Source organism: Rubripirellula amarantea (assembly GCF_007859865.1).
Taxonomy (GTDB): Bacteria; Planctomycetota; Planctomycetia; order Pirellulales; family Pirellulaceae; genus Rubripirellula; species Rubripirellula amarantea.
In genome coordinates this window covers 2,197,444-2,217,238 of sequence record NZ_SJPI01000001.1, presented here as the reverse complement: position 1 = coordinate 2,217,238, position 19,795 = coordinate 2,197,444, and the positions used below count along the sequence as shown (strand labels likewise).

The 19,795-nt window shown below is 53.6% G+C and carries 17 protein-coding genes; 7 read left to right on the top strand and 10 right to left on the bottom strand.

The window, feature by feature from the left end; translation table 11 throughout:
* The first annotated feature begins 130 nt into the window (after positions 1 to 130).
* Entirely contained in the window at positions 131 to 1,189 is a 1,059-nt protein-coding gene (locus tag Pla22_RS08065; protein WP_146514159.1) for a phosphatase domain-containing protein, read from the top strand.
* A 7-nt stretch (positions 1,190 to 1,196) separates the two neighbouring features.
* Here the strand turns inward: Pla22_RS08065 and Pla22_RS08060 are convergent, their stop codons facing one another.
* From Pla22_RS08060 to Pla22_RS08050, 3 genes are read right to left on the bottom strand one after another with little or no spacing between them, the layout of a single operon-like run.
* Positions 1,197 to 1,718, bottom strand: a complete 522-nt coding sequence (locus Pla22_RS08060) for a gamma carbonic anhydrase family protein (protein ID WP_146514158.1) — start codon at positions 1,716 to 1,718, stop codon at positions 1,197 to 1,199.
* An 11-nt stretch (positions 1,719 to 1,729) separates the two neighbouring features.
* Positions 1,730 to 2,755: a D-alanine--D-alanine ligase family protein gene (locus Pla22_RS08055; protein WP_146514157.1), complete on the bottom strand. Its 1,026-nt coding sequence runs from the start codon at positions 2,753 to 2,755 to the stop codon at positions 1,730 to 1,732.
* Between the two features lie 38 nt (positions 2,756 to 2,793).
* Entirely contained in the window at positions 2,794 to 3,870 is a 1,077-nt protein-coding gene (locus tag Pla22_RS08050; protein WP_146514156.1) for a putative zinc-binding metallopeptidase, read from the bottom strand.
* A gap of 136 nt (positions 3,871 to 4,006) precedes the next feature.
* On the opposite strand from Pla22_RS08050, the gene Pla22_RS08045 reads away from it, so the two are divergent.
* On the top strand, positions 4,007 to 5,245 hold the full coding sequence (locus Pla22_RS08045) for a GTPase (protein WP_146514155.1): 1,239 nt from the start codon (positions 4,007 to 4,009) through the stop codon (positions 5,243 to 5,245).
* A gap of 54 nt (positions 5,246 to 5,299) precedes the next feature.
* Here Pla22_RS08045 and Pla22_RS08040 read toward each other — a convergent pair whose 3' ends face one another.
* The 4 genes from Pla22_RS08040 to Pla22_RS08025 form a co-directional block, all read right to left on the bottom strand.
* On the bottom strand, positions 5,300 to 6,289 hold the full coding sequence (locus Pla22_RS08040; RefSeq protein ID WP_146514154.1) for a type II secretion system F family protein: 990 nt from the start codon (positions 6,287 to 6,289) through the stop codon (positions 5,300 to 5,302).
* 68 nt (positions 6,290 to 6,357) lie between these two features.
* Complete coding sequence (locus Pla22_RS08035) at positions 6,358 to 7,326, bottom strand: type II secretion system F family protein (protein ID WP_146514153.1); 969 nt, start codon at positions 7,324 to 7,326, stop codon at positions 6,358 to 6,360.
* Between the two features lie 109 nt (positions 7,327 to 7,435).
* Complete coding sequence (locus Pla22_RS08030) at positions 7,436 to 8,752, bottom strand: CpaF family protein (protein WP_146514152.1); 1,317 nt, start codon at positions 8,750 to 8,752, stop codon at positions 7,436 to 7,438.
* 284 nt (positions 8,753 to 9,036) lie between these two features.
* Positions 9,037 to 9,672 carry a Fur family transcriptional regulator gene (locus tag Pla22_RS08025; protein WP_242631868.1) on the bottom strand — a complete coding sequence of 212 codons (636 nt, stop codon included), beginning with the start codon at positions 9,670 to 9,672 and terminating at the stop codon, positions 9,037 to 9,039.
* Between the two features lie 73 nt (positions 9,673 to 9,745).
* Between Pla22_RS08025 and Pla22_RS25500 the strand changes: the two genes are divergently transcribed.
* Positions 9,746 to 9,883 carry a hypothetical protein gene (locus Pla22_RS25500; RefSeq protein WP_207310316.1) on the top strand — a complete coding sequence of 46 codons (138 nt, stop codon included), beginning with the start codon at positions 9,746 to 9,748 and terminating at the stop codon, positions 9,881 to 9,883.
* Between the two features lie 16 nt (positions 9,884 to 9,899).
* On the opposite strand, the gene Pla22_RS25495 is transcribed toward Pla22_RS25500, so the two are convergent.
* Positions 9,900 to 10,184, bottom strand: coding sequence for an ArsR/SmtB family transcription factor (locus tag Pla22_RS25495; RefSeq protein ID WP_207310315.1), 285 nt, complete (start codon positions 10,182 to 10,184; stop codon positions 9,900 to 9,902).
* Positions 10,185 to 10,645: 461 nt separating this feature from the next.
* On the opposite strand from Pla22_RS25495, the gene Pla22_RS08015 reads away from it, so the two are divergent.
* Together Pla22_RS08015 and Pla22_RS08010 are read left to right on the top strand one after the other, a co-directional pair.
* Complete coding sequence (locus Pla22_RS08015) at positions 10,646 to 13,738, top strand: LPS-assembly protein LptD (RefSeq protein ID WP_146514150.1); 3,093 nt, start codon at positions 10,646 to 10,648, stop codon at positions 13,736 to 13,738.
* A 3-nt stretch (positions 13,739 to 13,741) separates the two neighbouring features.
* The gene (locus Pla22_RS08010; protein ID WP_242631867.1) at positions 13,742 to 14,146 is read left to right on the top strand and encodes a diacylglycerol kinase; all 405 of its coding nucleotides are present in this window, start codon (positions 13,742 to 13,744) and stop codon (positions 14,144 to 14,146) included.
* On the opposite strand, the gene cutA is transcribed toward Pla22_RS08010, so the two are convergent.
* A complete protein-coding gene (gene cutA / locus Pla22_RS08005) occupies positions 14,143 to 14,496 on the bottom strand; it encodes a divalent-cation tolerance protein CutA (protein ID WP_146514149.1) in 354 nt (117 codons plus the stop codon). The two genes, Pla22_RS08010 and cutA, sit on opposite strands and share 4 nt — an antisense overlap.
* Before the next feature lie 108 nt (positions 14,497 to 14,604).
* Between cutA and Pla22_RS08000 the strand changes: the two genes are divergently transcribed.
* The gene (locus Pla22_RS08000) at positions 14,605 to 15,564 is read left to right on the top strand and encodes an efflux RND transporter periplasmic adaptor subunit (protein ID WP_146514148.1); all 960 of its coding nucleotides are present in this window, start codon (positions 14,605 to 14,607) and stop codon (positions 15,562 to 15,564) included.
* A gap of 128 nt (positions 15,565 to 15,692) precedes the next feature.
* On the opposite strand, the gene Pla22_RS07995 is transcribed toward Pla22_RS08000, so the two are convergent.
* Positions 15,693 to 16,469, bottom strand: coding sequence for a sugar phosphate isomerase/epimerase family protein (locus tag Pla22_RS07995; RefSeq protein ID WP_146514147.1), 777 nt, complete (start codon positions 16,467 to 16,469; stop codon positions 15,693 to 15,695).
* 132 nt (positions 16,470 to 16,601) lie between these two features.
* Between Pla22_RS07995 and Pla22_RS07990 the strand changes: the two genes are divergently transcribed.
* Entirely contained in the window at positions 16,602 to 19,667 is a 3,066-nt protein-coding gene (locus Pla22_RS07990) for a hypothetical protein (RefSeq protein ID WP_165440559.1), read from the top strand.
* The last annotated feature ends 128 nt before the right edge of the window (positions 19,668 to 19,795 follow it).

Below are 19,795 nucleotides of genomic sequence, written 5' to 3'. Positions count from 1 at the left end.
GGTGAAAATGATCTCCCCACCCCGCCGAACAGCTCATCAACGTTCACGTTCGATCGCTATGAACCTTCAAGCGACGTCGAACTCACCACAAGTGAACTTAAGCTTTCAAGCAGCACAGAGGAATGTTTCCATGTCGCTTGTCATGAGAGCGATGCTTGGCTTGAGCATTGCCTTGCTCAGCAACTTGCTCAACAACTCGCTCGCAAACGCAACCGACAAGCCAACCAGCGGCCAAGCTGAGACTGATCCAAGAGCTCTATCGCCTAATGGACAAACGTCTGCGGACCAAACGCATGGCATGCGCACTTCTGGTGATGCAACTCCTGTCGATCCAGCACCGATCGATGCCAACACGCTTGAACATCTTATACAGATCCATCCCCGAGTGATCTGTGGTGAAGGGCCTACTTCAACCGACCAGTATGCCGAGCTCGCTGATCTGGGAGTGCAAACGATTATCTCCGTCGACGCAACCGTTCCCCCAGTGGAAATCGCTAGACGCAACGGCATTCGCTACATCCACTTGCCGATCGGATATGACAAGATCGACCAGGATGAAGTTGAATCACTTGCGAAGGCCGTGCACCAAACCGATGGTGTGATCTATATCCATTGCCACCACGGCAAACATCGCGGCCCAGCAGCGGCGTCAGCAGCCTGCATTGCATCAGGACTGATTACCACGGCCCAGGGTCAATCGGTGCTGCAACAGGCCGGCACGGGAATCGGCTACAAAGGTCTGCACAAGGCGGTTGCCGAAGCGAAACGCATCTTACCAGAAGACCTCGATGCGATGCAGAAAACATTCGTCGAGATCGCTGAAGTGAACTCGCTAGCTTCCATGATGTCAGAAGTGGGTGAACTAGCCGACCGTCTCAAAAGCGCCGAGTCCGCAGGATGGAAAGACGATCGCGAAGAACTGGCCCACGATGCACTTCTCATTCGTGAACACTTTCGGGAATTCGCCCGACGAAAGTCTGATGACGACGAAACGAATCGTCTTCTTGCCGACACGCGTTTCCGTCGCTGGATCGAACAGTCCGAACAAGCGGCAACGGAATTGCAGGACCAATTATCTATCGAACGATCGCTGTCACCCCAGCCGGTTGAATCCACCCATCATCTATCGAACACGACTTTTCGATTGCTGGAGCTATGCAAGTCCTGTCACGAGATCTATCGCGACTAAATTGCAATCACTTGGTTTGCGTCGTCTGTGCCGCTAGATATTGACGTCCAGCTTCCGCGTAGTGCTTGGCACCTCGTGTGATCATGGCTTGGTGAACTTCGCTGGTCTGGCCTCGCACCTTTCCTGGAACTCCCATCACGAGCGAGTTCGGTGGCACAACCATGTTCTCAGGAATCAAAGTTCCCGCGGCGATCACGCTGCCGGTTCCGATCGTAGCACCATTAAGCACCACGGCACGCATTCCGACCAACACATCATTTTCGATGGTCGCACCATGGATCACCGCCGCGTGACCCACGGTAACACGATCGCCGATCGTGCAGGGAAAGGTAGGGTCGGCGTGCAGGACACAAAGATCTTGAATGTTGGTTTGGGTACCGATCTTGATTGTGTCCGTATCGCCTCGGATTACGGCGCCAAACCAGATCGTGGCTTCCCGACCAATCTGCACGTCGCCAAAGACCGTGGCATTGGGCGCGATGAAAATCGACGGATCAAGATTCCGAAGAGGTTCGAGATTTAATTTCATTGGAACTTTCCCTAAGCCATCCAGTCAGCTTTGTAGCTGAGCCCCAAGTTGATGATTCTTTGCAACAACATCTCGTAGGTGATCCCTACCATCTCGGCAGATTCAGAGAAGTCTTCGCCGTATTCGATATTCGGATTCGCGTTTGCCTCAATAACAAAAATCTCTCCGCTGGGTGTCATTCGCAAATCCATTCGCGCATAGCCGCTCATGCTAAGCGCGCGATAAACTCGTTTACACAACTTCGAGATACGTTCAAGCGTTGCCTCGTCGAGATCCTTGGCCGCGTGAGTGGTGATGTTGTGTTTGTCTTGGTACTTGTGATTGAACTTCACTGCTCGGGTGGCAATCCGAGCGACATCATCGGGCATCTTTCCGAAGTTCATTTCCCAAGCTGGAAACGTCGTTAAGCGATTGTTGCCCAGCACCCCAACGTACAATTCACGTCCGTCGATGTACTGTTCCGCAATTGCAGGCCCGTTTGTTGATTTATGTATAAATGCTACTCGCTCGGCAAGTTGATCATCGTTTTGAACAATCGACGCTTGGGCAATTCCAAACGATGCGTCCTCGATCACGCTTTTGACAAACAACGGAAACGACAATTTCTTAGGCCGATGAACTTGTCGACCAACGGGAAAGACGGCAAAGCGAGGCGTTGGGATCCGGTGATACGAAAGCACTTTCTTCGATAACGCCTTGTCCTTGCTCAGCAGCATTCCTCGTGGATTGCAGCCCGTGTAAGGCTGCTGCATCAATTCGAGATAACTTATCACCGCAAAGTCATAAGTCACGACGCCGTGGAATTCTTCCAACATCATGAACGTAATGTCTGGTTCGAAGTCACGCAGCGATTCGCGGATCGGTGTCAGGTCGTCATAGACGCCAAGCGGAAGTACTTCGTGCCCGAGATGGCGAAGCGTTTCGCAAACGTCAAACTCTGCCTTCCACGAGTCCATCTCTTTTTCCGAGATGCCCTCGAGGGTCAGTGGTGGAACGTGGCCCTCCCGCACCAAGACGAGTATTCGTAGTTTGCTCATGGTCAATGTTGCCTTAAGAACGAATCAGGGCGGCCTGCCTAGACCGCGATATGACGACGTCCTTCGTGCAGGAAGTTTGTGGTTCGAACGGCCACCAATATCATCGCGTCACGCTTCGCTTCTTCCGGGGAACTCCCCAGTCGCAGTTTTAACTCGCGACTTCGCTCAATCATTTCCTGAACGACTTGGTCAATGGTGTACGTGTACTCGCCTGTCCACTTCGCCACACTTAACCGCAACTCGGACCGAATACGAGTCAGAAACATCGCGGCAGTCACGTTGCGTTTGTCGATCGGATCGCTGGAAAACAGTTTGCGCAAGTCGTTATCATAGATACTCGGCAACGAAACACCGTAGTGTTCTCTTTTTTCGGCGTAGTGGGTTCGCAGCGTTTTACGGATTTGTGATAGGGCGTAGGGGCGGGCCTTTGAAGTCACCACCGGCTTCTTGTCTGCCACCGACTCCATCATATCGTGCATTAAATGCAGTTTTTTGATCGCTGGCCAATCTTTGTAACGACTGCGCCAGCGAGACCCGGGTCTCAGCCAGACGGCGAAGGTTTCAGCAAAGTCTTCCAAGGGGTGAGCTTGGGCGTACCACATTTCCAAATGCAGAACAAAGTCTTTGCTTGACGGCATGGGGTGATAGTAGGTCGGGTACGGCCGAGACGGCTTCCCAAACAACTCTCGAAATGCCGCCTTGCGTCGCAATCGGTACGCCGTATCTATCGCGTGCCCCGCTTCATGCCGCAAGATCCTCATGCACCAATCGTGAGTTCCGCCTTCCACTTCCAACAATTGTTTGCGTTCGAGCCGAATCAGCCGCGGGTGAGCCAAGTAAAACGGGATCGCGATGCCCGGAATGTCATCCGGCGAAAACCACTCTTCGCTCAACCAGCAGTGAGGCCTGAATCGTAGCCCGCGACGAGCCAATTCGTCATAGAGCTGTTTGATGCGTTTTTCGAGAGGACTGACGCCAATCTTGATCGGCAAGTCACACATTCGCATGTCGAGCAGTTGATCGTCCGTTAAACGATTGAGATCGACGATCGGTTCGGTAGAGTTGCTCCGCGAGGAGCGGGGCGGCTTTTTGAGTTTTGGCTTCGTTTTCGCCATGGGCTCGAAAGCTCGTCGGATTCACGGAGGGGCAGATCAACGGTGCATCAACGTCAAATGCCAACCGAAGGATTAATGTCATTCACTTATGTCGCACGGTTGGCTTTGATGCGTAAGTGTATTCAACTACGAAGCGATGTCTTCACCTCAAAGCAATAAATTTTTTAATACCGTGTCATCGGACCTCAAAAACCAAACCATCGCGGCACCAATCACTGGCGTCGGCCGAAGCGCGATCGCAGTGATCGCGATTGCTGGTCCGCGCGCCAATGAAGTTGTTCAAGCCTGCTTTACCCCGGCTTCTTCACTGTCCTTAAAGGCTGATCAAGTACGCTACGGCACTTGGGGCGACAAGACAGATACCAAAGATGCGATCGCTGCCGAATCCGTCGTGTTGACACCGATCGCCGAAAAACACCTTGAAATTCACTGTCATGGCGGAGTGGCGGCAATTCATCGCATCGTCACCGCTTTAGCCGCACAGGGTGTCAAAATCGTATCAGCAGCAGAGTTCGCACGAGGCCATCAACCGCTGCTACTCGCTGAGGCCACCGAAATGCTCTCGCGTTGTACGACAGCAAAATTTGCGTCGATCGCGATGGATCAGGTGCGTGGATCGCTACTGGATTGGGCAACGGAGCAACCCCGCCGTCTGGCCGTTTCGGTCAACCATGGAAACATTGACGCAGTCCTTGCTGACATCGCTGTGCAGGCAAGTGGGATTCTCGAACGCGGCTACCTTACTAGTCGGCTCGACTTGCCGTGGCGAGTCGTGCTGGTCGGTCCGCCCAACGTAGGCAAGAGCAGCCTGGTCAACGCCATCGTCGGATTCAATCGCAGCATCACGACCGATATCGCAGGCACGACGCGAGACGTGCTGCACGCAGAAACCGTAGTGGACGGAATTCCGTTGAAACTCAGCGACACCGCTGGCCTTCGCGTCAGTGAGGATCCGATCGAGCAAGAAGGAGTGACACGAGCTCGGCGCGAGATCCTAAGTGCTGATCTTGTCATCCAAGTTGGCCAGTACTCCGATCAAGAGCCAAGTTCAGGCTCATCACCCTCAGGCGAGCCAGAAGCCACAGCCAATCGTCCTACACTCAGGATCTTCAACAAATCAGACCTGATTGCCGCCGACACCCGCGAGGATCTAAAAACCCAGCACCCCAATGCTCTTTTGGTATCCGCGAAAACGGGCGATGGACTACCAGAGTTGCTGCGACGCATGGTGAGCGATGTTGAATCGAAACTACCGGGCAAGGGTGAACCAGCCACCATCAACCAGCGTCAGCAGGACCTGATCGACCAAATCGCAAAGGCACCCAACGCGAAAGTCGCGATGAATGCCTTGCGTGATTTGATAGGCCAATCCTGATCAGAAAGCCTTCAATACCTGCGCCCGCTCGAGAAATCTCGAGCGAAATGTTTCTCAACCATTTTCGATCAAGTTGCGATACATACTGATTGCAGCAGGCCCCACAAGCACAACAAAGATGCCTGGGAAAATGAAGACCACTAGAGGGAAAATCATCTTCACCGCGGTCTTCGCGGCTTTTTCTTCAGCGATCTGACGTCGCTTCGTTCGCATCGATTCCGATTGAACTCGCAAAGCGGTCGCGACTGACGAACCGAACTTGTCGGCTTGAATCAGGATCGACGCCAATTGCTTAAGGTCATCAACACCGCTGCGGAACCCCAGTGCGTGCAATACCTCGGCTCGTGTTTGTCCAAACTGCAGTTGTTGGTTGGCGATGCCAAATTCTTCACCCACCTCTTTGTGGCTCTTCAGCATTTCTTCGGCAACCTTCCGCAGAGCTTGGTCCATCCCCAAACCAGCCTCGACACAAACCACCATCAAGTCGAGTGCGTCTGGCAATCCCAGGAAAATCTTTTCCTTACGCTTGCTAGCGGCAAGCGAAAGCAGAATGTTGGGAACGAAGAAACCTACCGCGAAGCCGCCGAACACCTTCATGAGCAACGCTTGGCTGAGCCCGTCGGCGATGATGCCTACAACACCGCCTAAGAACATGCAAACACCAGCAAGAATCAACTGCATGCCCTTGAACACAATCGGGGCAGTTTCGCGACGGAAACCCGCATTGACAAGCTTTTCTCTTAGCTTGCTCATCTCCTCTTCGTTGCCACTAACCGTCTTTTCCAGAGGCATCGTGGCACGTTCAAGAACGGCAGCCATTTTTTCGTTCTTGGCCTTCTTCTTGCCGGCACCGTCAAGTTGCACCGAACCATCGGGTCGGCCGCCGCGACGCAGCATGTCCAAGCGAGCTTCCGCTCGAGGCTTGTCTTCGCCACTGACACGACCGAGAACTAACCATGCCGTAGCGGTAACGACGACAAAGATGGCGGCTGACACAACGGTCGCGGGGCTAAGCGATAAGGCAAGAATCAACGAAGTTGACATGATGCTAATGAGTGGTTGGAGAATGAATAAAGGCGCGAGAATGAAACGTAGTGAGCGAACCTAGAACGCTAGACTTTGATCGTGATGATCTTCTTGATCACAATCGCACCAATGATCTGAGTAACAAGGGCGATGCTTAACATGATCTTGCCGAGAGGGTCGGTGAACAACAGAACCACGTACTCGTAGTTCATCTTCAACATCACCAAGAACAGTGTGGGTGGCATGCCTAACAAAACCACGCCGCTCATTCGACCTTCGCCGGTGAGTGCTTGGATCTGACCCAAAATCGCCAATCGTTCGCGAACCAGCTTCCCGATCTTGTCCAAGATTTCAGCCAAGTCACCACCTGTTTGCCGTTGCAAAACAATCGCGGTAGCGAAGAAGCGAAGGTCCATATTTGGAATCCGAGAGGCCATGTCTTCGATGGCTTCGTCCAATGGAATGCCCAAGTTTTGCTCTTCAAACGCCCGACCAAATTCAGCAGCCAACGGATTGTCCATCTCGCTTGCAACCAAACCGAACCCGGCGTTGAGCGAGTGACCCGCACGCAACGATCGGCTTAGCAATTCCATCGCTTCGGGCATCTGCAAACCGAACTTGTGCAGACGCTTCTTACGTTTGAACATCACGTATCCGACCGGCAAACCCGCTAATGCGATTCCCAGGAATGGCCCCAAGATCACTGGCACCGGTGTCACGACGCAAGCGAAGATCCCGAAACCAAAGAACGCAACGCATATCATCCCGAACTTCGCAGGATTAATTTGCATGTCGGCTTGCTCTAAGTATTCCGACAGAGCCGGTAACTTATTGAGCATCTTGCCCAGCATATCCGAGTCGTCAATCGAGCTAGCCCGCATCAGGGACGACTGCTCGGATTCTGGCTGCGAACCGCCGCGACGACGCGATGCCATTTGCGACAATCGATCTTCGGTCGCGCTAGTTTCCGAGTCAGGGATCAGAACGTGAGCGGCAAACGCGATCAACGAGGCTACAAAAACGCCGATCACGAGAGCAATGACTAGTCCAGGCATGATTAAGATTCAGGTGGAGGGAACAGGAATGAGTGGTTACAGAAGCGTTCACAAAGCGTCGCGGTCGTGCCAGTGTCGACACGACCACGAGCAATAAAAGCTTCGTGGATTAGGCTTCCATGATGATGCGTTCTCGGAAAGCACTTGCCGGCAATCGAACACCAGCAGCTTCCAACTTATCCATGAATGAAGGACGAACTCCGGTGCACTCGAAGTGCCCGAATGCTTTGCCTTCTTCATTCACGCCACGTTGAACGAATCGGTAAATGTCTTGAAGGATAATGGTGTCTTGTTCCATACCCACAACTTCGGTGATTGCTGTCACGCGACGAGGCCCACCTTGCAAACGGTTTGCCTGAATCAGGACGTCGACCGCACCAGCAACCTGTTGTCGAATCGCCTTCACGGGCAGTTCAAAACCGCTCATCATCACGAGCGTTTCCAAACGTGCGATCGCGTCACGAGGAGTATTAGCGTGAATGGTGGTCATCGAACCGTCGTGACCGGTGTTCATCGCCTGCAACATGTCCAACGTTTCACCACCACGACATTCGCCAATGATGATTCGCTCGGGTCGCATACGCAGTGCGTTCTTGACCAAGTCCGTTGCCGTCACCGCACCATTGCCTTCGATGTTGGCCGGACGTGTTTCCAGCCGAACGATGTGATCTTGCTGGAGCTGCAATTCAGCAGCATCTTCGATCGTCACAATCCGGTCTTCGTGACCAATGAACGATGAAAGGGTATTCAACAGCGTTGTTTTACCCGAACCAGTACCGCCTGCGATGATGCAGTTCAGACGAGCTTTGATGCAGCCTTCAAGCAACATCACCATCTCGGGGGTGAAGGCTTTGAAGTTCAACAGGTTTTCAAGCTTCAGTGGATTCGAGCCGAATCGACGAATCGAAACGCAGGCACCGTCAAGTGCCAAGGGTGGAATGATCGCGTTCACCCGCGAACCGTCTTCCAATCGAGCGTCAACCATCGGCGAAGTTTCATCAACACGACGTCCGACCTTGCTAACGATGCGGTCGATGATTTGCAGCAGGTGCTTGTTGTCGCGGAATTCGACTTCCGACTTCTGCATCCGGCCGCCTTTTTCAACGTAGATGTTCTTAGGACCGTTGATCAGAATATCGCTGACCGCTTCGTCTTTAAGAATTAACTCAAGCGGGCCGAGACCTAGAACTTCGTCGATCACCTCGTCGACGATGCGTTCGCGTTCCTGGCGATTGAGTAGGGTGTCTTCAGCATCACAAAGATGCTCGACAACCATCCGTATTTCTTTCTTGAGGGTATCCCCTTTAAGGTCCCCCACCTTCGATAAGTCGAGTTTATCGACGAGCTTGCCGTGAATTCGACGTTTGACGAGCTCAAAGTCTTGGTTGCGAGTTGATTCAGCAGTAGCAGTGGTGGGCGTACGCATCTTGGTAATTCCTTGGTCGATTTAACCGGTTTGTCCCGTGCAAAGTGTCAGCTCCTTCATGCTCGCTCGCATACGTTTGCGGCGCTGGGGCATGAAGCTGACGACGGGTCGTGCTGGTTATGACGAAGAACACCCACTGATGGCGTGGTTCACTCGCGCTACAATGCAACGACCCACGCAAACATAGACCACAAACCTTGCGCAGGCCGGAAAAAGCCCCGAAGAATGCCCGGTCCTGACGACACGGCAAGAAGAGACGGTCATCACGACCAAGTCACGATCGACTATCGGCAATCGTTGCAATGACCACGCAGCAAGATCTCGGTCACCTGACCCACACGATCGCTTTGACGCTGGCTATGTGCCGTTAACTCAACGTCATCAAGACAAGCTACCGAGCCACAATCGACGCATAGAAAATGCGGATGCACATGGGCATCGGACTGAGTTGGATCAATCGCTTCGAAGCGCCAAACGTGATCGCCCAACTCACTTCGACGCAGCAACCCCGCCTCGGCCATGTCGTTCAAGTTTCGAAACGCCGTGGCTTTGTCCACACCCGTCTGTGCCAAGTGGTCGGCAACCTCGGCATGGCTTAACGGCGATGTCGATTCCCGAAGCAGGATCAAAGTTGCTGTGCGCGCAGGCGTTGCACGCAGACCTGCGGCGCGGATATCGCCCTGGATCTGGACCAGAGGATCGTTGGCAGAGCCCTCCTTACCGGAGGGTTTGTCCTTGGAAGAATTCATATCCGCACCAGACTTGTTACTTTTGATGATCCGTTTGATTTTCGACCATTTCCACGGGACCGTGGTCATCACAATGATCGCCGTGGGGATGGTGTAGATGACCGTCCACGAGATAGTCGATGTGATCACCGTGCGGTACGGGTTCGTGACCACATCCCGGTCCATGAACATGGCTCGCCTCGTGACATCCACATTGATGAGCCGGCGTGCATTGGTCTGGATTCGTTGAGGTGACCTCGATCTTGTGCTCGACGACGCTGCCATCGGCTTCGACATGATGCAGATGCCCATCATGAAGGTAGTCGACGTGGTCGCCGTGCTTAATGCCCGTATGTTCGCACCCGGGGCCGTGCTGGTGATCGTGATCTTCGTGCGTGTGTGACATTACGATAGGCTCCCTAGGAATGGTTCTCGATCGCGTGCATGACTCCGTTAGTCACTAACCGCGAAATGTGGTCGTCGGCAAGTCCGTAGTAAACGTGCTTGCCATCGCGTCGCGAGCGAACAATGCGTTCGCTCCTGAGCAACCGAAGCCGCTGTGAAATTGCGGGCATGGGCTCGTCAAGCACCGAGCAGATCTCTGACACGCACCGTTCCGATGCCTCAAGCATCATCAAAATCCGAAGCCGTTGAGGGTCACCCAGTGCTCGGAAGATGGCAGCCGCCCGTTCACATGATTCCATGTCAATCACGAAGGAATCCCCACGGTGATCTTCAGTTTCGCAGCTTGGCGTCGGTTCGGTCGAACTCGCTTTAGAAATGCTGATGACTCGCTCTGAAAAAAGAGGGCTAGAAGGGCGAACGCACATAACAGCGGCTCACCCCTTACAGTTGCAGACCTATGCAAGTGTACTGAGAATGCTATGCCTGTCAATCTCTTCGCAGCACCCCCGCTTCCGCATCGGCGCATCTCCCTCATACCGCCTGCTGAATCTGTCGTGAAACGAGTCTTTCTCGAGTGAAACTGCGAAGAACCGATTTATCACTGTGTTTGCATGCGTTTTCGACGTTGTGGGCAGGGGAAATCAATTCGTACACTCCTCGAGTATCTTTCCCGGCGATCGGCTCGGATGGATGCATGATCCTGCTCAAGGATTGAGTAGGTGACTATCCCCGAGGAGGCAACTCCTCAAGCCGGAGGTTGATGACGCAGTTGAAAAACTGGCGTAACACGATCGACGTACGCATTTGCAGCTCGAAAGAAATGGATTTCTTTTGGGCCTTCGCTGCTGCGCGTTCGCTGGCGCTCGCTGTTGTTGCCGTATGGGTAGCCATCGCTACTGGATCCACGCTTTCCGCTCAAGAAATTAGCCCTGATCCGGTCCAAGTCAGTGGACGAACGATCTGGCGATGGCAAGTTGATGGAGCCGACGCGTCCTTAGTCGAAGGTGACTGCGTCATATCCCATGCGGGGAACCTGATCACCGCAGATCGCGTTCTTGTCGTCGCCGATGGTCCCGTCGGAAAGGTTCGATGTCGAATCGTTGCCTCGGGAGTTCAAGATGCGACGGGTCTGGGTGTTCCCGCGTTGCGACCGCAAGCAGGTATTTCCACGTGGATAATTCACACGTTGATTGACCCTCAGGTACAAGCCCCCAACTATCGCGGCGCACCGGCGCAACCGCCTGAGCTATTCGAGCTATTGCCATCGACCAACGTGCTCACCGACGAAACTTCAAACGGCTCAATCGCACAAACTCAGTTTGCACCGGGAATACCATTCGATCAGTCCTCACCCGGCCTGTTGCCCGGACAAAGTAGCGCCCCCACGGGCACCACGTTCTTCGTCGGCGGACGTGCCGTAGAGTTCTTCGCACGTGGTGGGTCGATGCCCGCGAATCTTCAATTGCAAAACCGAGTGGAAACTCGCGAAAGCATCGCAGTTGCTCGGGGCGGCGTGACGGTGTTGATCCGTGATGTTTCCGCAGAGTTCCAGGGTGGTCAGGTCACCAACCTTGGCACGATATCGCTCTCTGCTGATCGCATCGTCGGTTGGCTTCCGATGTTGTCGGATATGTTCAACGGCAGTGTCGATCCTTCCGCCGCAGCCGGTGAGTTGTATTTGGAAGGCGACATTGTGTTTCGCCAAGGTGAGCGAATCATTTACGCCGAATCGATGTACTACAACATCGCGACCGAACAGGGCATGGTGCTAAACGCCGAAGCGATTACCACCATTCCCGACTACCAAGGAATCGTGCGGCTCAAAGCGAAAGTGCTGCAACAGGTCAGCGCCGGAAACTTCCAAGCATTCGATGCTGCTGTCACCACCAGCCGCATGGGTGTGCCAAGGTACTGGCTGCAGAGCGAACGATTGCAGCTTACGGACCGTCAGCGTCTTCGAACTGATCCCGCTACGGGAATCCAACGCATCGACCGAGACCCGTTCATCGAAAGCACCAACAACTTCGTCTACTTCGGCGGCGTTCCGCTGCTGTATTGGCCAACACTAGCAACCAGCCTTGAACAACCGTCCTACTACCTGACTGGCATCAACGTCGGAAGCGATAGCAATTTCGGCACCCAAGTCATGTTGGACTTTGATCTGTATCAACTGCTAGGCATGGACGATGCACCCGAAGGCGTGGAGTGGGAGCTATCGACGGACTACCTTAGCGATCGCGGTCCAGCACTGGGTACATCGCTGCGCTATAACCTGCCTGGACTCTTCGGAGTTCCCGGCCCCGTCGTTGGCTACTTTGACGCTTGGGGCATCGATGACAGCGGCCAAGACAATCTGGGGCGCGACCGGCGAAATCTCGATCCCGAGAAGTCCTTGCGTGGGCGAACTCTGCTGCGCCACCGTCACTTCATGCCCAATGACTACGAATTGATCGCCGAAATTGGACTGCTGAGCGATCGTAATTTCCTTGAACAGTATCTCGAAAATGAATGGGATAGAGAAGTTGATCATCGCAACGCTTTGCGATTTCGAAAGTATCACTACAACAACCTGTTCGACTTGTCCGCCCAAGTTCAAAGCAATGACTTCTACAGCGAAACGGAACAATTACCTCAGCTAGATCACTACTTACTCGGTGGTTCGGTCTTGGGAGACCGGCTGACATACTCCGCCCATAATCGCGTGGGTTATGCCAAGCTAAACGCCGCCGATACCCCCGACGATCCCGCGGAAGCGGCTGAGTACTTTGCTCTTCCGGGGGACACGAACGAGCAAGGTGTTGTTGCATCCACCAAACACGAACTGTCGCTGCCTGTTCAACTAGGAGCGTTAAAGATTGTTCCCAACGTCGCTGGGGAGGCATCCCACTATGGCGAGGCAACCGATGGCGATTCCCTAACGCGATTGGTCGGACAAGCTGGCATCCGCGCCAGCCTACCAATGTGGAAGGTTGACCCCACTATCCAAAGCAGTCTCCTTAACGTTCGCGGCCTTGCTCACAAAATTGAGTGGACCGCCGAGTACTTCTATGCTGACAGTGACACCAATATGGACGAAGTTCCGTATTACGATTCGCTCGATGACAACGCGCAAGAACAGTTTCGACGTCGCTTCATCGGCGACACCTTCGGTGGCTTGTTGCCGTTGCAATTTGATCCGCGCAACTACGCGTTTCGACAGGGCATTCAACAGGGCGTGACGAGCCCAAGCGATGTGGTCGTTGATGACTTACAGCAATTCCGTATCGGTCTACACCAACGTTTTCAAACCAAGCGGGGACTACCTGGACGCGAACGAATCGTGGATCTCTTCCAATTTGATGTCGACACCATATTGTTCCCCGAAGGTGATCGAGACAACTTTGGCGAATCGATTGGCCCGACAACTTACGACATGCGATACCACGTCGGCGACCGCGTAACTCTGCTGAGCGACGGCTATATCGATTTCTTCGACGACGGACTACGTTCACTAAGCGCAGGCATTCGCAGCAGCCGTCCCGGTGTGGGCGATATCTACATTGGCCTGCTTTCACTGGAAGGCCCAATTAGCAGCACGGTTCTGCGCAGCACAGTCGATTATCGATTAAACGAAAAGTGGATTGCTTCAGCCGGCACCACCTACGACTTTGGACAAACCGGTAACATCGGCCAATCACTCGCGCTGACTCGCGTCGGCGAGTCGATGCTCGTACGTTTGGGAGTCAATGTCGATGAAGGTCGGGACAATGTTGGCTTTGGCTTCGCCATCGAACCAAGGTTCTGGCCACGACCGAAACTCGGACGCATCGGCGGTCAGTTGATTCCGCCACCAGGCGTGGAAGGGCTCGAATAGACGATGCCAACGCCTGACGAACGAGCTGACATGAACGAGCTTTCCCCATCATGGTCATCCAAGTTCCGGGTTGCTTTCTCTGGGCTTTTCTGGGCACTGAAAACTCAAACCAGCTTCCGAATACACTTGCCAATTGCGGCAGCAGTCTTGGTTACCTCGGCGTTGTTGCAGGTAGAAGCGTGGCGTTGGTCCGTTTTAGTTCTAACCATTGCGGTCGTCGTCGCTGCGGAATTGATCAATACCGCTATCGAAACATTAGTGAGAGTCCTGCATCCTCATCGTCATGAATTGGTGGGTCGATCACTGGATGCCGCCGCCGCAGCCGTGCTGGTCCTTTCGATTGCGGCAATCGCGGTTGGGTTGCTGGTGCTAGGACCGCCGTTGTACGAAAGCCTCGCGTTCCACTAAGTCGTTTGGTCAATCACCCAGCTTCCATAGCCAGGACTGAATTGGTCAATCTTGGTCATAATGATTTCCGGTTCTTCGTAAGGATGCATCTTAGGAAGTTTGCTCAGCAACCTCGGCCAAGCCTTTTGAGATGTCTTAATCGACAACCGATACTCCGACGACGTTTGCACTTTGCCCGCCCAGCGATAGTGACTCGTGATGGGCCCATCAATTTGCACACACGCCGCTAGTGACTGGCTGACCAGCTCACCGGCAAGTTTTTCTGCATCATCAAGATTCGCGACAGTCGTTGTGACATACGCCAATCCATTAGCCATGTCTTCAGCCAAATCATCCACTCGATCACTCATTATTTGCTACTCGTGGTTGTAGAACCCGTCATTCGTCTCGACACAGACCTAGGGGATTTATTCTATTTCCTAGCGAGATCGAACTGCAAACTATATTGGTTTACCGAAATGCAATTTCATACATTCTTATCCGCAATCGTCGTCTTCACCGGCCTCTGCATTGCGCCGGTCGTTTCGTCACCGGCAATCGCTCAGCAAACGTTGGGTGGACCATCCAACACGGTGCGTCCGGCGGATCCCTCGATTGCATCACCACGAAATCCAGCTTCGTCTAAGCCGATCGCAATCAATGAAGCTCAACTTTCGCTGATTCAGAACACCTTCATTGCTGCCCCCATGGCGGGAATCGTAAACACGGTTTCCGTGGTCGAGGGCAAACGCGTGGTTCGTGGCGACGCAATGGTGCAACTAAACAGTGACCAAGTTCAAACCGAGCTGGAGGCTGCTGAAGCCGCTTTTGAAGCCGCTCGCTTGCAAGCCGACAATGACGTGGACGCAAGGTACGCACGCCGAACCCTCGAAGTCCGAGAACGCGAACTGCAGCAGAGTACCGATGCGAACCGAGGCTTCGCCGGTGCTATCAGCGACACCGAGATCGCCAAGCTACAACTCGTTGTCGATCAGTCGCGTTTGGCAATCGAACAGGCCGAACATGACCTACGGGTTGCGGCTGCTCAAGCCAAAGAGAAAGCTGCCGCGGCTCGTATCGCCGAAGCTCGTTTGGAACTTCACAACATTGCGGCTCCCGTAACCGGAACCGTGGTTGAAGTTGCCGTTCAGCCTGGCGAGTGGATCGAACCAGGCAAGCCTTTGGTGAGGCTCATCTCGCTTGACCCGATCCGCGCCGAGTGCTTCATCGACGGACGCAAGTATGGGAAAGAACTTGTCGGACGCGAGGTGGAATTCCTAATCAACGGAGTCGACAAACCTCAAACGCTGAAAGGAAGAGTCACCTTTGTTTCGCCCGAAGTTCATCCGGTGACCGGACAGGCTCGATTGTGGGCGGAACTTCAAAACCCTGATCAATCTGCCGCCGCTGGATTACGCGGACGGCTAACGATCAAGTGAGCAATCACCGTTGTGGCTTTCGATCTTTGGCACATGGAGTGGCCAACAATGCCCGCTCGCGATGCGTTGGTCAGTTTCACTTGTCACAATGAAGAAGCGTTGCTCATAGCGATCTTTCAATCTCTTGATCAAAGACTACGCAAATAATCCACTCCATCACGAAGCTCTTCGGCGGAAGATTCTGCGCGACCGACGGCGAAGGCACCTTGGTACTGATGTTCTTCGAGTTCACCAAGCATCATAGGAAAGTCCACGATGCCTTGACCTAACGGCACCGCCACACCTCTGCCAACCGATAAGTCCAACACACCATCGATAGCCACGACGTACTGCACTCGCGATGCAACCGCCTTAATGGACTCTTCCAAGGCAAACTGATTGATGACCAACTGCCCTGGATTCAACGCGACACCAACAAAACCGTCTTCCGACGTATCCAACAGCGCATTTAGGCGTTCACCCGATTCAGTGCCTGTTTCCGCGGCCAGGAATGCCCCCACGCGAGCCCCGTATCGTCCCAAGTCGTCGACAACGGACTTCAGAGTTTCATAACGTTGATCTTCGTCCGATTCAGGAACGCGACCTAAAGAATTGACCAAAACAGTGGTGCCAAGTTTATATGCTAGCAACATCATCTTTTTCGTCGCTTCGACTCGACGATCGAGATCTTGCAGATGGTCATAGCCCCTTCGGGTAGGAAAACGCAGCGCAGAGACCTTCAAATTGAGGTCATTGAGCATTTTGCGAAAGCTGCGGAGCCCAGTGTCCGACAATGAAGAAGGGTCAATGCCGCTGCGCGCGTTAAGTTCAACCGCGCGAACTCCCAACCGGGATGCCATTTCGAGTGCTCTGGGCATTGGAAGTCCCAACGAATCAATCCGCACCGCGATGTTTAACTCAGCCAATTCGAGATCCTTTTCTATGGGTGTTAAGGCTTCGGAAGCAAATGTTCTATGGTTCCTGCTAGCCCTCAATCGAAATTCGGTCGCGATGCGAACCGAAACACTGATGCAGATCGGTGCTGCATGCGCCAGCTGATGCCAGCGGCTACCGCATTCGATCAACCCAACTGCTCAGTCGAAGACGGAAATCGTATCACGGCCATGCCTCAACGGAACAGTGCCCCGAAACGCGACCGACACCGAGGCCGCGTTACCGGCGGAACGATCATACGCTGGTTTGCGGTCGCCATGCTGGTCATGATCTTCACTCGGGCAGGCGGTGATTTGCGAGCTCTTGAACCTTCGCCGTCGATCCACGCACTGGCTCCAGTTCCCACCAAGCCGATCGCAATCGAATCGCTCGGCTGGCGGTTCAATCGAGGGAGCGACCAAAACTACGATGCGTGGCCCGATCAATGGCGACGCTACGAAGGAGTAGGGTACCCCAAGTACGTCGTCGCGGAACTAAAATCTCACGATGAGGAATTCGATGCCAAGATGCTTCGCATCGATCGCTCGACAATGAAGTCATGGAAGTCATTGCGGGAAAGCATCAAGCCACTCTCAGAGATCGACCGGGTTCTAGTGCCACCCCAACCATTGCTTTTGAGTACCGGACTCATCGCAATGAAAGCAGCCCGTTTTCTGCCAACCTTGCCACCCTCGCTAGTGGATGCGTTGTCGGATCAATACTTTCGTGTGCAACTTGATGGTGGTCAATTCAAGGTTCAGTCACCTCCGATCGCTGCAAGTCGACTGTATCAATACCAACTCAGTTGTGATGTGATGACCGAGGGTTTACGGCATGATTCGGTTCGAGTCGAGCTGGTGTTCCTGAACGAGTCGGGCATTCCCATCGATGTGAAGTCATCGGCCGCGTTTACGGGAACGACGCCTTGGACCACAACCAGTCTAGAAATGGTTCGTCCCCCGGTGGACGCCAAAACAATGCTTGTGCGTTTGAACATCGAACGCTCCGAAGGAGGACTCGAAGACATACGCGGCGCGGTGGGTTTCGACAACGTTCGTATCGATAAATTTCCGCAACTGCGAATCACCAGTGATCAAAGCACTGGCGTTTATAAATCCGGACGTCCGATCACGCTTAGCGCCAATGTGCTTGGCCTGACGACGACCGATACTCAGATCCAATTTCAACTGAAGGACGTCAACGGCAACACGGTCGATAGTGCGATATTGCCGATTAAAACGACAACTCGCGCGGTCATGTTCGACGACCTTAGATTGCAAGGCGTTGCAAGCAACAGCAAAGCCTTTCGAGATCGCAGTCACTCGCCGTTGATGGAATCATCTGTCCAATGGCAACCGCGATTGTTGGATCCAGGGTTCTATCGTGTAGAAGCCATCATCGTTGCCGAAGCCGTTGCCCGAGGTAGTGCGCCCCGTGCTCGATTGGGAGCCCACACGACACTGGCTGTCATCGACCCTACCCTTGGCGGAACTCCTCATGGACCGTTTGGCTGGACGCTGACTCGAGGCGATGCTGGCCTAGCGCCACGTGAACTTGCAGAATGGCTTTCTGATGTGGGCGTTGCGTGGGTGAAGTACCCGTGCTGGATCGGTCCTGAAGACACACCGAAAGCTGAAGCGATCGCCAATACGTTGTCCAGACTTCAAGATGTGGGAATTCAAACGGTCGGAATGTTGGATTCACCGCCAGAGAATCAGATTGCCAAGTACGAACTTCGTGGGCGAAACGGAATCGTGGCAGCCGAACTATTTCGTGATCGAGAGATATGGCAACCCGAGCTTGAGCCGATCATGTCTCGGTTAACGCTTAAGGTTCGGACGTGGCAACTTGGCGGAGACCGAGACTTTAGCTTCCTCCGACGTCCGCGTTTGAAAGACACAATTTCTGAAATATCAAAGGGTCTGCAAGGTTTTGGCCAACCCATCGAAGTCGCCATTTCCTGGCCATGGCTCGAGCGTGAATTGCCCGTCTCGGAAACATCTTGGGATGCTGTTTGTCGTAGCAGCGAACCACCACTGGAAGCCAATGAACTTGATGCCTTCTTGGCTCTGAATGAGCCCGACAAAAGGGTTTCCGATGGCCCACGAACGTGGCTCCTGCTCGATCCGATCAAGAAGTCCGAGTATGAACTAACCGATCGTATCCGCGATTTGGTTTTGAGAATGACTGCGGTTCGAACACACCGAGTCCAAGCTGCGTTCGCCAGTACACCTTACGATCCCGAACAAGGACTGCTCGACGATAACGGAAGCCCGTCGGAGCTATTACTCCCATGGCGCACGACCTCCAGAATGATTGGGGACCTCCGTCAAGTTGGATCGTTAAGGACTCGCTTGGGCGTCGAGAACGCGGTATTCGTCGGTGGGAATCGGGCTGTGGTAATGATGTGGTCGTCGGATCCCAAAGAAGAAAAAATCTACTTCGGCGAGAACGTCAAGATGGTGGATGTGTGGGGGCGAGCGACAAACCTTCCCGTGCAGTCCGACCCAGTTCAGCCGCACCAAAAGATCTCGGTGGGAAGAATCCCGGTCTTCATTGTCGGTGCGGACCCCATGCTGCTGGCGTTCCGAATGTCAGTCGACGTCACGCCCGAGCAATTTGACGCGCTGCTGGGAAAGAAACAACAGCTCAAGGTCCACTTCACCAACCCAACCCGGGAACCTCTAGTAGGTAGCGTTCGCGTGCTAACTCCCGAATCGTGGGCGGTCGAGGATCCTATCCGTGGCTGGGAAGCATTGGCGGGCACCTCGTTAACAGAAAGTTTCGATGTCGTGCTAAGCAATACTGCGAAGATCGGCGAATACGAAGTACCAATCCAATTCGAACTCGACACCTTGCCATTAAAACTAATCACGGTCTATCGAAACATTTCGATCGGGCCTGACGGGTTGATCGTGAAGGTGATGACCCGGTTGATGCCTTCGGGAGAGCTACGAGTAGAGATCGAAATGACGAATCGCTCAGCAATCGCTCAATCCTACAACGCACTACTTTTCGTACCGGGCAGACAATATCAAAGCAGTTTCATTACCATTAAGTCGGGCGAAACTGTTCGACGTGAAATATTCTGGAAGAATGGACGTGAACTGATAGGTGGTCAGATGACGCTAAGGGCCAGCGAGCATGACGGCGGGCGGGTGCTCAACTACACCGTGGAAGTTAAGCGATAGTAAGATCGTGAGCCAATCCATCTGCAGGGGCGATAGATTGGCGGCAGCAATATAATTGTGAGAGCGATATAGCTGCCAGAGCGATCATTAGCCGACATGCTAATGACGTTGCGACTAGTGCCTGACAT